Source organism: Cryobacterium gelidum, assembly GCF_004403985.1.
GTDB classification, from domain to species: Bacteria; Actinomycetota; Actinomycetes; order Actinomycetales; family Microbacteriaceae; genus Cryobacterium; species Cryobacterium gelidum.
Genome location: NZ_SOHL01000004.1, coordinates 13999 through 26952, shown reverse-complemented (window position 1 = coordinate 26952; position 12954 = coordinate 13999). Strand labels below are relative to the sequence as shown.

The 12954-nt window shown below is 65.9% G+C and carries 12 protein-coding genes; 4 read left to right on the top strand and 8 right to left on the bottom strand.

What is annotated here, in order from left to right; translation table 11 throughout:
• Window positions 1-24 precede the first annotated feature (24 nt).
• Genes E3T50_RS02960 through E3T50_RS02945 form a run of 4 tightly spaced genes read right to left on the bottom strand, consistent with a single transcriptional unit; the run spans window position 25 to window position 5482 of the window.
• The gene (locus tag E3T50_RS02960; protein WP_241990733.1) at window positions 25-1209 is read right to left on the bottom strand and encodes an MFS transporter; all 1185 of its coding nucleotides are present in this window, start codon (window positions 1207-1209) and stop codon (window positions 25-27) included.
• 3 nt (window positions 1210-1212) lie between these two features.
• Window positions 1213-2616, bottom strand: coding sequence for an MmgE/PrpD family protein (locus tag E3T50_RS02955; protein ID WP_166784185.1), 1404 nt, complete (start codon window positions 2614-2616; stop codon window positions 1213-1215).
• Between the two features lie 20 nt (window positions 2617-2636).
• Window positions 2637-4295, bottom strand: coding sequence for a FumA C-terminus/TtdB family hydratase beta subunit (locus tag E3T50_RS02950; protein ID WP_134550516.1), 1659 nt, complete (start codon window positions 4293-4295; stop codon window positions 2637-2639).
• Complete coding sequence (locus tag E3T50_RS02945) at window positions 4295-5482, bottom strand: CaiB/BaiF CoA transferase family protein (RefSeq protein WP_134550515.1); 1188 nt, start codon at window positions 5480-5482, stop codon at window positions 4295-4297. The genes E3T50_RS02950 and E3T50_RS02945 overlap by 1 nt, the downstream gene beginning before the upstream one ends.
• A gap of 149 nt (window positions 5483-5631) precedes the next feature.
• Between E3T50_RS02945 and E3T50_RS02940 the strand changes: the two genes are divergently transcribed.
• Window positions 5632-6315 carry a GntR family transcriptional regulator gene (locus tag E3T50_RS02940; RefSeq protein WP_166784184.1) on the top strand — a complete coding sequence of 228 codons (684 nt, stop codon included), beginning with the start codon at window positions 5632-5634 and terminating at the stop codon, window positions 6313-6315.
• Window positions 6316-6380: 65 nt separating this feature from the next.
• On the opposite strand, the gene E3T50_RS02935 is transcribed toward E3T50_RS02940, so the two are convergent.
• Together E3T50_RS02935 and E3T50_RS02930 are read right to left on the bottom strand one after the other, a co-directional pair.
• Window positions 6381-7241, bottom strand: coding sequence for an HpcH/HpaI aldolase/citrate lyase family protein (locus E3T50_RS02935; protein ID WP_134550513.1), 861 nt, complete (start codon window positions 7239-7241; stop codon window positions 6381-6383).
• A 38-nt stretch (window positions 7242-7279) separates the two neighbouring features.
• Window positions 7280-8479 (bottom strand): acyl-CoA dehydrogenase family protein, encoded by a 1200-nt coding sequence (locus E3T50_RS02930; RefSeq protein ID WP_134550512.1) that lies wholly within the window; start codon window positions 8477-8479, stop codon window positions 7280-7282.
• A 165-nt stretch (window positions 8480-8644) separates the two neighbouring features.
• Here E3T50_RS02930 and E3T50_RS02925 point away from each other — a divergent pair, with 165 nt between their 5' ends.
• Genes E3T50_RS02925 through E3T50_RS02915 form a run of 3 tightly spaced genes read left to right on the top strand, consistent with a single transcriptional unit; the run spans window position 8645 to window position 11103 of the window.
• A complete protein-coding gene (locus tag E3T50_RS02925; protein ID WP_134550511.1) occupies window positions 8645-9208 on the top strand; it encodes a MaoC family dehydratase in 564 nt (187 codons plus the stop codon).
• 3 nt (window positions 9209-9211) lie between these two features.
• Window positions 9212-10354 (top strand): CaiB/BaiF CoA transferase family protein, encoded by a 1143-nt coding sequence (locus E3T50_RS02920; protein ID WP_134550510.1) that lies wholly within the window; start codon window positions 9212-9214, stop codon window positions 10352-10354.
• A gap of 47 nt (window positions 10355-10401) precedes the next feature.
• The gene (locus E3T50_RS02915; protein WP_134550509.1) at window positions 10402-11103 is read left to right on the top strand and encodes a GntR family transcriptional regulator; all 702 of its coding nucleotides are present in this window, start codon (window positions 10402-10404) and stop codon (window positions 11101-11103) included.
• 21 nt (window positions 11104-11124) lie between these two features.
• On the opposite strand, the gene E3T50_RS02910 is transcribed toward E3T50_RS02915, so the two are convergent.
• On the bottom strand, window positions 11125-12405 hold the full coding sequence (locus E3T50_RS02910; protein ID WP_134550508.1) for a TRAP transporter large permease: 1281 nt from the start codon (window positions 12403-12405) through the stop codon (window positions 11125-11127).
• A complete protein-coding gene (locus E3T50_RS02905) occupies window positions 12402-12890 on the bottom strand; it encodes a TRAP transporter small permease (protein ID WP_166784183.1) in 489 nt (162 codons plus the stop codon). The genes E3T50_RS02910 and E3T50_RS02905 overlap by 4 nt, the downstream gene beginning before the upstream one ends.
• Window positions 12891-12954: the final 64 nt, after the last annotated feature.

The following is a 12954-nucleotide window of genomic DNA, read 5'->3' as shown; positions in this document are numbered from 1 at the left end:
TGACAGTGTGAATAAGGACAGTGCTCAGGCCACGGGCACCGGGGGTGGAGTGGTTCGAGCCAGCACCACGGCGATGTATCCCGCCACGATCTGCACCGCTCCCACAATGATCCACAGCGCTACCTCGGGCACCGCCGCGTAGAGCAGACCGAAGGCGAGCGGCCCGGCGCCGCTGCCGACGTACGTACCGATCTGCATGATGCCCGTCGCGCTTGGCGTGGCCGGACCGGCCACGCGGGACACCACGAAGTGGGTGAGTCCGGGCCAGCCCCAGCCAATGCCGAGAGCCAGCAGCATGCCCACCACGAAGGTCCACTGAGTGTCGACGGCCATCAGCAGCACCCCCGCGCCACCGACGCACATCATGGTGGCCACGGTCGCGAGCGCGAATTTGCTGTTCGCCCGGTCGGCGATCCGTCCCACGATGACGCGCACGGTGACGCTGAGCAAACCGCCTACGCTCAAGAGGATGCCCGCCCACGCCAGCGGCAGGCCGCGCTCGATGCCGGTGATCACCGCATACGCTGTGACGGCACCCGTGGCCGCGGCCGAAAGCGTGGTGACGCTCGTCATCAGCAGCAGGTACTTCATCAGCGCCGGTGTCAGCGGCACGTGTGAGCCGCCCCGTCGTTTGCGCGAGAGCTCCCCGCGCGGCACCGACCACCAGAACAGCACGCCCACCGCGAGCGCGAACAGGCTCGCCAGACCGAACCCCCAGTGCCACCCCAGGGTGAGCGCGAGCGCGGGAACGGCCAGCCCGGCCAGGAACGCAGAGAACGGGATCGCCGATTGCTTGATGCCGAACGCGGTCGCGAGCATGCCGCGCCGCACCCGCAGGTTGATCAGCTGATTCGCCGCCGGGTGGCTGATGCCATTGGACACTCCACCCACTGCGGCCCACACCAGCAGCCAGGCCCATGACGGCACCAAGAATGCGGCGCCCGCGAGGCTCAGCGCCCCGACGACCACCCCGAGGAGGGTTGCCGAGCGAATGCCCGACCACGACACGAGCCGGCCGGCCAGCAGGGACATCACCGCGGCCGCACCCCAGTAGCTGGCCACGGCCGCGCCGAGCACCCATTGTGGCGCCGGAACATCGCGCTGGATCTGCACGAACAGGGCGCCGAGCAGGAACACCGGCAGCCCGCCGGTGATGGTGGCGCCCACCGCGAGCACCACCGCACGGGAGCCCGACTCGCGCCGGCGCATCACTTATACACGAGAGTCCGCGAGGGTGCCGGTGGACACCGCCACACCGCCGCCGAGCACCGTTGCGTCGCCGAGACGGCTGATGCTCACGGCCAGCGCGTTCGCCTCCGTGATTCCGATGAGCGCCTCCGCCTTCTGCACTATGTCGGCCCAGGTTGCCCGGTCGCCCGGCGCCCCCCGGAACGAATCCTCGCTCTTCTCGATCACGGTTCCGTCCCAAAGCACCACCTGCACCTCGGCCTCCCACCTGGCCGGGAACGCGGCCTCGAGCCGGTCGCTGCGGTAGCACTCGACCTTGCGCATCCACTCCATCAGGTCAGCGGCCACGGTCGGGGCGTCGTCAAACTGGTCAACCGTGGCGCGCCCGGTCGCGAGAGCAACGGCCGCCCCGAACGGCATGTTGAACTGAGCGTCGACAGCGGTGTTCACCTCGAGTTTGCGGGCGGCAGGCTCGGAGACGAGCGAGGCGCCGGCCTGGATCACCCCGACCCGAATGCGGGCCACGTCATCGATCCCGAGCAGCGGGTTCTGCTCCCGGATGCCGCGCAAAAGGTCGATGTTGCCGTGCATGTAGCGGCAGCAGGGGTAGAACTTGATCGACGTGTCAAGAGCGCTGCGCCCGAACTCGAGCGCCAGTTGTCGGCCGTCCACAACTCCGGCGCCGTATTGCACCAGGAAACCGTCGCGTCCCTCGATCGCGGTCGCCGGCGCCGTGAATCCGGCGGCGGCGAGCTTCGCGGCCCGGATACCCGTGGCCGCAGCATGCCCGGCGTTGAGCCGCTTGGTCCACGAGCCGTCGGCCAGGAACTCGAGCGAACCGGACGCCATATTCGCCGCCAGTCCCAGCGCATGAATGGTCTGTTCCACGGTCAGGCCGAGCAGCCGGGCCGCGGCGGCCGCCGCGCCGAGGCAGCCGGCCACCCCGGTCGGGTGGAAGCCGCGCCCATAGCTCTCCCGCGCGCCGAGCAGCACGCCCACCGAGCACATCACGTCATAGCCCACGGTGGCGGCCCGTAAAACCTCTCCCGTCGGCGACTGCTGAGTGCTTGCGAGGGCTAGCACGGCCGGAAAGATAACAACGGCGGGGTGCAGCGACGACTCCTCGAACGTGTCGTCGAGTTCGAGACCGTGCGCGGTGATGCCGTTCACCAGGGCGGCGTGCTCCACGGTGGCGAACCCGCTCGTGCCAGCTCCGTCCACTCCATGCAGCGCTGCCGGAAAGAAGGCCGTCGCCTGTTCGGAGATTTCGATGGCCGCGCGGGCGGCGACCGCCGAGTCGCGGTGGAATCCGCCGCCGGTGACGGCGTGGTAGTCGAGCAGCAGCAGCCGCATCCACTCCGCGAGCTCGGGCGACACGGGGTGGTCGGCCACGGTGTGCGCGGCGAGACGGTGTGAGACGGTGCTCATGTCGGTGCCTTTCATAGCGATCAGGACCGCAGGCGGGTGGGGCTGAGTCCCACGAAGGTGCGGTCGTCTTTCTTGAAAAAATCGTTTCCCTTGTCGTCGACTACGAGGAAGGCAGGGAAGTTTTCCACTTCCACGCGGAAGACGGCTTCCATTCCCAGCTCGGCGTAGTCGATGACCTCGACCGAGCGGATGCAGTCCTGCGCCAGCCGTGCGGCTGGGCCGCCCACCGAGCCGAGGTAGAACCCGCCATTGGCATGGCAGGACGCTGTGACGGCCGCCGAGCGGTTGCCCTTGGCGAGCATCACGAGCGAGGCGTCGAGCGCTTGGAATTCGGCTACGTAGCCGTCCATGCGGCCGGCCGTCGTGGGACCGAACGATCCTGACGGCAGGCCTTCGGGTGTTTTCGCCGGACCGGCGTAGTAGACCGGATGCTCCAGCAGGTAGTCGGGTATGCCTTCGCCGCGCGCCACCCGCTCGCGAATCCTCGCGTGCACGATGTCGCGGGCCACGATCAGGGTGCCGGTCAGTGAGAGGCGCGTACTCACCGAGCAGGCGCTCAACTGGGCACGGATCTCGGTCATTGGCACCGTGAGGTCGATGGCAACGGATGCCGAGGCATCCGTGATCTCTGCCAGCCCGGTGCTCGGGATGAACCGGGCCGGGTCGCGTTCGAGTTCTTCGAGGAACACGCCTTCCGGGGTGATCCGGCCGAGGACCTGACGGTCGGCCGAGCAGGACACCGCGATCGCAATGGGCAGCGAGCCACCGTGGCGCGGCAGGCGCACCACCCGCACGTCGTGGCAGAAGTACTTTCCGCCGAACTGGGCGCCGAAACCGAGCTGGGTAGTGAGCTCGAACACCTGCTGCTCGAAGTCTTGGTCGCGATAGCCGTGGCCAGCGTCACTGCCCTGCTCGGGCAGGGTGTCGAGATAGTGGGCCGAGGCGAGCTTGGCGGTCTTCAGGGCAAATTCTGCGCTGGTTCCGCCGATCACAACGGCGAGATGGTACGGCGGGCAGGCCGCGGTTCCGATGCTCTCAATCTTCGCCTTCAGGAACTCGAGCATTCTCTTCTCGTCGAGGATCGATTTGGTCTCCTGATAGAGGAAGGACTTGTTGGCGCTGCCGCCACCCTTCGCCATGAAGAGGAACTCGTACTCCAGCCCCTGCCCGAGGCCGATCTCGATCTGCGCGGGCAGGTTGTTCTGCGTATTCGCCTCGGTCCACATATCGACCGGGGACATCTGCGAGTAGCGCAGGTTGAGGTCCTGGTACGCCTGATAGACGCCGTGGCTGAGGCTGCGAGCATCCGTTCCGTCGGTCTGGATGCGGTGGCCCCGCTTGGCGGAGATGATGGCCGTTCCGGTGTCCTGACACATGGGCAGCACTCCGCCGGAGGCGACGTTGGCGTTCTGCAGCAGGTCGAGTGCCACGTATCGGTCGTTCGCTGAAGACTCCGGGTCGTCGATGATGCGGCGCAACTGGGCCAGGTGAGCGGGACGCAGAAAGTGGGCCAGGTCGCGAAACGCCGCGTCGGCGAGGGTCTGAATGGCTGACTGGTCGACCTCAAGCACGGCATCGTCTCCGCTCCCCCGTACCCGGTAGCCGGCCACGTCAAGGCGACGCATCGGGGTGTCGTTGGGGCCGAGCGGCAACTGGTCGACATAGGCGAACTCGGCCATCACAGCACCCCCGCGCCGCTGAGCTCGTCGATGGCCGCGGGGCTATAGCCGAGGCCGTGCAGGATGGACCGGTTGTCGGCACCGACGTCGGGCACCGGGTCCATGCGCGCCGCCTGCCCCACCACCGTCACGGCCGGTAGCAGCGCCCGCACCGGACCGGCCGAGGTTTCGACGGTGCGCCAACGGTCTCGCGCAGCGAGCTGCGGGTGGGTGAGCACGTCCTTCACCTCGCGCTGCCGGGCGAAGGCCACCTTCGCGTCGCACAGGCGGCGTTCCATCTCCGTCCCGTCGTGGATGGCGAAGACGGCATCGACCACGGAATGTAGCTCGGTGCGGTGCGCCACTCGTGCGGCGCTCGTGGCGAACCGCTCGTCGCTGACGAGATCAAGCCGTTCCAACACGCCGGCGCAGAACGTGGCCCACTCCCGGTCGTTCTGCACGGAGAGCACCACGTCCACGCCGTCCCCCGCACGGAATGTGCCGTAGGGGGCGATCGTCGCGTGGCTGGTGCCGGCCCGCGCGGGGGCGGTACCGCCATATTCGGTGTAATAGAGCGGATACCCCATCCACTCGACGACGGAATCAAACAAGCTCACCTCAATTTCTGAACCCTCTCCGGTGCGCTCGCGCTGCAGCAGGGCCGTGAGGATTCCGGTGAGGGCATACATGCCGGCGCCGATGTCCGCCGTAGGAATGCCGGTTTTCGCTGGAGCCTCCGAGGTGCCGGTGATCGCGACAAGCCCGGCCTCGCTCTGAATCAGCAGGTCGTACGCCTTGGCGTCTCGGTACGGTCCGCTGCTGCCGTACCCACTGATGGAACACGTGATCAATTTCGGGTAGCGCTTTCTCAAGTCGGCAGCGCCGAGACCGAGGCGCGAAGCAGCGTCGGGGGCCAGGTTCTGCACGAAAACGTCGGCGGTGGCGAGCAGTTCGTGCATGATCTCCAGGGCCTCTGGCCGCTTGAGGTCAAGGGTGAGGCTCTCCTTGTTGCGATTAAGCCAGACGAAATGGCTAGACAAGCCGTGCACCGTTTCGTCGTAGCTGCGTGCGAAGTCGCCCGCACCGGGCCGTTCGATCTTGATCACCCGGGCGCCCTGGTCAGCGAGGTGGCGGGTGGCCAGAGGTGCGGCGACGGCGTGTTCGCAGGAAATCACAGTGAGGCCCTCGAGGGGCAGAGTCTTCGACATGTTCAACCTTCAACGCTGAGGATAAAATGTATGATTCTCTAAATAATGTATCATTTTGAAACGGAGGCATCTACCCCTCGTCCGGTGGATGCGGTTCGGATAGAGTGTCATCCTGGACCGCGACCCCGCGAAGAATGCAAGGAAATCTGATGGGAATGACCGAGGCGCTCCCCACAAAGCGGGATCAGATCGTCGATGAACTGCGACGCCTGATTCTCAGCGGCAATCTGCCACGCGGTGCGAAGCTGCCCCAGGACGAACTGGCCCGCCAATTCAGCAGCAGCATCACTCCGGTGCGCGAGGCGCTGCGCGCCCTCGAGGCCGAGAACCTCGTGGTGAGCGAGCCGCGGCGCGGCGTGAGGGTCGCCGGCATCAACTTCGAGCGAGCAAAGGCCACCTACATCATTCGCCGGCTCACCGAGAGCTACGCCATGCGGCGCGCGGCCATCCGGCTCTCCCCGCTCGAACTGCGCCAAGCCGAATTGCTGCTCGACGAGCTGAATGCGGCGACAGCCCGGCACGATTCGGATTCCGCCCGCCAGCTGAACAAGCGCTTTCACTTCTTCTTCTACGAGCGGTGCGGCATTCCGAGTCTGGTCGAAGAGATCGACGTGCTCTGGCGCGTATTCCCGTGGGACCTACTGCTCGACTCCCCCGAGCCGGCCGAAGACTCCGAAACCGAGCACCGGGCCATGCTCGAGGCCGTGCGCGCCGGCGACGCCGAGGCGGCCGGGCTGGCCCTCGAGCATCACGTGTCACGCAGCTTTATCGCCCTGAACGCGCGCTACACCGGCAAGCCGCCCGCTGACCCCTTCGATATCGCCAACGACTGACGCGCGGCTCGTGGACCGGGGCAACGGATGTCGTGGGTTGCGCTGAGCGCACCGCCCGGACACGTTCACGCTTGCGCGACCTCTGCCCCGCGGCGGGCGAGGATGCGCTCGGCCCGTACGGTGACCGGGCGGTCGATCATCTGTCCGTTCACCTGGGCTGCCCCCCCGGTGGCGCCGATCACGCTGCGTGCCCAGTCGATCTCGGCCGGCGTGGGGCGGAACGCGGCCGCCACCGGTTCGAGCTGGGCGGGGTGGATGCAGAGCTTGCCGCCAAAGCCGAACTGCCGGGCGAGGGCGGCCGAATCGGTCACTGCCCCGGCGTCACTGATTTGCACGCTCGGCGAGTCAAGCGGCGCATCGAGGCCGGCCGCGCGCGAGGCGACGACGATAGCCGAGCGGGCGTAGTCGAGCACGCGGTCGCCAGCACCGGCGTTGATATCGAGGGCATAGTCGATGGCGCCGAAGGCCAACCGAGTCACGCCTGGCACCCGGGCCAGCTCGGGCGCGTTCTGCACGCCGGCGGCGGACTCAATCAGCGCCACGAGCGCGAGCGGCGGCCCGGCGACCCCGGCAAACGCGGCCGCAACCTCGCGGAGCAGTTCGGGGTTTTCGGCCTTGGGCACGACGAGGCCGAGCAAACCGTGGCCGGGCCGCGCGGCGAGGTCACGGAGAGCTGCGAGCTCCGCGGGCAGGCTCACGGCCCCCTCGGCGTTGACGCGCACGAGGGCGCGAACCGGGTCGGGGCCGGCGGCAAGGTGCTCGAGGATGGCGGCCAGGGCATCCGCTTTGCACTCGGGTGCGACGGCGTCTTCGAGGTCGATAATGACGACGTCGGCCGCTGAACCGGTGGCCTTGCGAAAGCGCTCTGGCCGGTCGCCGGGCACGAACAGGGCGGTGACGGCGCTGGCCGTGGTGGTACGGGGCATGGTGTCTCCTGGGTTGATCGGCACGAGATCGGTGGCGCTCAGTACGAGCGGGGCAGGCCAAGCACCTTGGTGGCCACGAAACTCTTGATCAGGTTATTGCTCACCGGAGCGGTCTGGAACATGCGGGTCTCGCGGAACTTGCGCTCCACGTCGTACTCGTCCACGAATCCGTAGCCGCCGTGGGTGTCGAGGCACGCGTTGGCGGCGGCCCAGCTGGCCTCCGAGGAAAGGTGCTTGGCCATGTTGGCCTCGGCGCCGCAGGGCGCGCCAGCATCGAAGAGACGGGCGGCTTCGTAGCGCATCAGGTCGGCCGCGCGCACCTTCATGTAGGCGTCGGCGATGGGAAACTGCACTCCCTGGTTGCTGCCGATCGGGCGACCGAAGACCTCGCGGCTGTTCGCATAGGCGCTGGCCCGGGCGCTGAACCAGTAGCCGTCACCGATGGCCTCAGCCGACAGCAGGATGCGCTCGGCATTCCAGCCGTCCAACACGTAGCGGAAACCGCGGTCGACCTCGCCGATCACCGCACTTTTGGGCACCCGCATGCCGCGGTAGTGCACCTGGTTGGTGGCGTAGTTGAACATGGTGCGCACCGGGATGGCTTCAATGGTGTGCGGCTGCTCGGCACGAACCTGGCGCAGGTCGACGAGGAACAGGGTGAGGCCCACGGTCTTGTCGGCGCCCCGGTCGCTCGTGCGGGCCAGTACCATGGCCAGGTCGGAGTCGTTGAAGCGGCTGGTCCAGTTCTTGTGGCCGGTGATCACGAAATCATCGCCATTGGCCTCGGCGCGGGTGAGGATGCTCGTGGTGTCCAGGCCCGCGGCATCCTCGGTGACCGAGAACGCCTGCAGTCGCAGCCGGCCGGCCGCGATCTCCGGCAGATACTCGGCCTTCTGGGCGGCCGTGCCGTGGCGCAGCAGCGCGCCCATGATGTACATCTGGGCGTGACAGGCGGCGGAATGACCGCCCGACCGGTTGATTTCTTCCATGATCACGCTGGCCTGGGTGAGGGTGTACCCGAGGCCGCCGTACTCGGTAGGGATGAGGGCGCTGAGCAGTCGGGCCCGGGTGAGAGTCTCCACGAATTCCTGCGGGTAGCTGCGGTCGCGGTCGCTCGTACGCCAGTACTCGTCGGGAAAGCCTGCGCAGAGGTGTCGGGTGAACTCGCGAATCTCCTGGAGCGAGAATTCAGGCGAGGCCTGCCGAGTGGCCGGTGCGGTGTCGAGCAGGTCTGACATGAAGGCTCCTTATCGAGTGCCGGGCGAGCCGGTCGATATGAGACTACATAATATATTCATTGCGCGCTAGGGCGTCCACCTGCACGTCGACTCGCTTGACTTCCTCCTATTTCTGCCGGAAACTAGCCAGAATAGATAATATATTTTTTACGAGGAGACCGATCCATGGCCGAGCACACCCTGTCCCCCGATTCCACTGGACGCGTCGTCGCGGGCTGGACCGGCCGCCTCTGGGAGGACTTCGCCGTGGGCGACATCTATTACCACCCGCTGGGTAAGACTGTCACCGAGGGCGACAACCAGATGTTCACGCTGATGACCCAGAACGTGGCCAAGACTCACATCGATAGCAACTTCGCCCTGCGCACCGAGTACAAACTGCCGCTCGTGAACTCCACGTTCATTCTCGCTCTCGTCACCGGGCAGTCCACCATCGACCTGTCGATGAATGTGTTCGCCAACCTCGGCTGGGACGAAGTGCGCATGCCCAGCCCGGTGTTCGAGGGCGACACCATCTACTCCCGTTCCAAGGTGCTGGCTACCCGCGCCTCGAAGTCGCGGCCCACCCTGGGCCTCGTGACCGTGGCGACCGAAGGCTACAACCAGAACAGCGTCATCGTGATGAGTTACCAGCGCACGTTCATGGTCTACCGCGAGGGGCACCTACCCGGCATGGACGACACCCGCCCGAGCGAGGCGAGCCTTCCGGCGACGCCCGAAACGAACTAGCGGATGCGCGCGCTGCCACTGGCCGGGCTTACGGTCGTTTCCCTCGAGCAGGCGGTCGCCGCGCCCTTCGCCACCCGGCAGCTTGCCGACCTCGGCGCTCGGGTGATCAAGGTGGAGCGCGACACCGGCGACTTCGCCCGTGGCTACGACGAGACCGTGCACGGCATGTCGAGTTACTTCGTGTGGCTCAACCGCAGCAAGGAGAGCATCGTGCTCGACCTGAAGAGCGAGTCGGGGCTGGCAGTGCTGCGTGAGCTGGTCAGCCGCGCGGACGTGCTGGTGCAGAATCTCGCTCCGGGGGCCGTGGAACGGCTCGGCCTCGGACCCGACGAGGCCCTCGCGCTCAACCCGCGGCTCATCCACGCCTCCATCTCGGGCTACGGTCGCGGCGGCAGCTACGAGCAGAAGAAGGCCTACGACCTGCTCGTGCAGTGCGAGGCCGGCCTGCTCAGCGTCACGGGCACACCCGAAGACCCTGCCAAGGTCGGCGTTTCCATCGCGGACGTCTGCGCCGGCATGTACACCTTCTCGGGAATCCTCACCTCGCTGCTGCAGCGCGCCACGACCGGGCGCGGCGACGTGCTCGAGGTGTCGATGCTCGAGGCGCTTGGCGAGTGGATGCAGCAGCCCTATTTCTTCGCCGAGTACGGCGGTACTCCCCCACAGCGAAACGGCGCACAGCACGCGTCGATCGCACCCTATGGTCCCTTCGACACTGCCGACGGCACGGTCTTCTTCGGCATTCAGAACGAACGCGAATGGGCGACGTTCTGCACGGATGTGCTGGGGCTGCCTCTTCTCGGAGCGCACCCGGATTTTCTGGGCAATGCCCTGCGGGTCCAGAACAGGCCCGACCTGCATGCGGCGATCCTCGACGTGCTGGGCACACTCACCTCGGTGGAGGTACTCGCGCGACTGGACCGGGCCAACATCGCCAACGCGCAACTGCGCAGCATGCACGATTTCTCCGCGCACCCTCAGCTCGCCGAGCGTGGTCGGTGGCAGATCGTCGACTCGCCGGTTGGCCCGGTGCGCAGCCTCATTCCGCCGGTGACGAGCCGCGAGACCGGGTTTCGCATGGACCCCGTGCCGGCAATCGGGCAGCACACCGAGCAGATCCTTGCCGAGCTTGGACTGACGCTCTAGCCGCACTGCCGTAAATTAGGAGTACCCCGCCCGAGATTGGACCCGCGATGGCTTCCCGCCGTACCTCGACCCGCGCGCGCCCCCAGCTCAGCGATGAAGCCTCTGGCTATGTGCGCGGGCTGATCATGTCGGGCGAGCTGCCGCCAGGGGCAGCCGTGCGCGCCGAGACGATCGGTGCCGCTCTCGGCATCTCCACCACGCCGGCCCGCGAGGCACTCCAGGCGCTGCGGGTGGAAGGTTTTCTGGAGCTCGTGCCGCGGCGCGGGTTTCAGGTAGCCGTACTCACCGGGCAGGACGTGCGCGATCTGTTCACCGTGCAGGCGCTGATCGCGGGCGAGCTCGCCGCACGAGCGGCCGCGACCGCCACACCCGACGACCTCGCCGAGCTCGAGGCATTGCATCACGAGCTGATCGCCGCCGCCGCACGCGGCAACCTCGAACTGCTCGAGGAGAAGAACCATGCCTTCCACCGAGAGATCAACCTGATCGCGGATGCCCCCAAGATCATTTGGGCGCTCGGTCTGATGACGCGATATGTGCCTAGGAAGTTCTATCCGAGCATCCTAGGCTGGCCCGAGGCCACGGTCGACGATCACGCCCAGCTGCTGGCGGGCATCCGTTCGCATGACCCACGGGGCACCCGCGTGGCCATGCAAGCGCATGTCGAACATGCTGGCGAGCTGCTCGCCGCGCACTTCGACGCACGTACATCCGCTTCGCAACACGTCGTGCCAGAGCCGCCCGACTGAATCGGGCGGCTCTCTCGTGTCCTAGAGCGCGAAGGTGGAGAGCTGCGGAACGAACGTCACGATGACGAGGGCGATCAGCAGGACACCAACGCTGGGAAGACACGCCTTCGCCACTCGGAGAATGTTCATTCCCGTGAGCCCACTCGCCACGAACAGGTTGAGTCCGAGCGGTGGAGTCATCATGCCGATCTCCAAGTTGAGCACCATGATGATTCCGAAGTGGATCGGGTCGACGCCGAGCTCCATCGCCACCGGCAGCAGCACCGGGGCAAGGATGAGGATGGCGCTCGAGGTCTCCATGAACATGCCGACCACGAGCAGCAGCACATTTACCATGATGAGGAACATCACCGGCGTGAGTTCTGACGCCAGCAGTGCCTCACTCACTTGCCCCGGAATGCGTTCGGCTGTGAGCACGAAGGAGAACAGAATTCCCGATGCCACAATGAACATCACCATCGACGATGTCCTCGCTGAGGCCATCAGAATCGACGGCAGGTCCTTGAGTTTGATCTCCTTGTATACGAAGATCGAAACGACTAAGGCGTAGAACACCGCCATCGCGGCGGCTTCGGTGGGGGTGAAGATGCCCGCGTAAATGCCGCCGAGCACGAAGAGAGGCAGAAACAGGCTGAGCGAGGCATCACGCAGAGCGGTGAAACGCTCATACTTGCTCATGCGGATGGCGTTCAGACCCATGCCGTATTTCCGGCGTCGTGAGATAACCACGGCAAGGATCAGCAGTCCGATGCCGGCCATGATGCCCGGGCCAATTCCGGCCACGAAGAGGTCACCAATCGATTGCTCGGTGGAGATCCCGTAGACGATGAGCGGAATTGACGGCGGGATCAGAATTCCGAGAGAACCGGAGGTGGTCACGAGGCCCGTGGAGAAGTCCTTGCCGTAGCCGCTCTTGATCATGGCCGGGATAATGAGTGTTCCCACGGCAACCACGGTCGCCGGGCTCGAACCGGAAATGGCCGCGAAGAACATGCAGGCGAGCACGGCCGTCATGGCCAGGCCGCCGCGGAACTGGCCGACGAGAGCATTCGAGGCCGCAATGAGACGCTTGCTGATGCCACCACGGCTCATGAGGTTCGCCGCCACGATGAAGAAGGGGATAGCCATCAAAGGGAACGCGTTCAGTGCGTTGAAGAGCCGCTCGGGAACCTGCGTGAGTGGAATGGTGGTGAAGAAATAGAAATAGATGAACGAGGTCAGACCCATTGCCACCGCGATGGGTGCGGACGTGAGCAACAGGGCAAAGAGGATAATCAGGAGGGCAAGCAGTCCTTCGATCACAGTTTCGCCTCCCCTTCGCCTAGGCCGAGCGCTTCTTCTTCGCGCTGGAATTCGCTTTTATCTCCATCAACAGATGCGGGCAGGCCGCGAATGAGCCGCACCAGAATCTCGATCGCCCGCAGCAGCATCAGGGTGAAGCCCAACGGAACGGCGACTTCGACCACCCACAGCGGCAGCTTGAGCGTGGGGGTGACCGTGGAGGTCGAGAACGGCTCGAACAGCAGTAACCAGGCGAAGAAGCCCACGATCGCGAGGTAGGCGATGGTGACCAGAATGCCTAGGATGTCCATCCGGCGTCGGCCGATCCTACCGAGGAACGGTTCGAAGACCTTCACGGCGATGTGTTCGTTGTGGCGCAGGGTGATGACCGCGCCTAAGAAGGTGGAATAGATTATGAGGTAGACGATGGTCTCCTCACCCCACCAGAGGTGAATATTCAAGATGGCCCTGAGTAGTACCTGGGCGATGGCAACAAGCGTTGCCACAGCCAGACAGGTGCACACCAGGAAGTTTTCCACCCGAGTTAGAGCGTGGCTGAACCTGAGAATG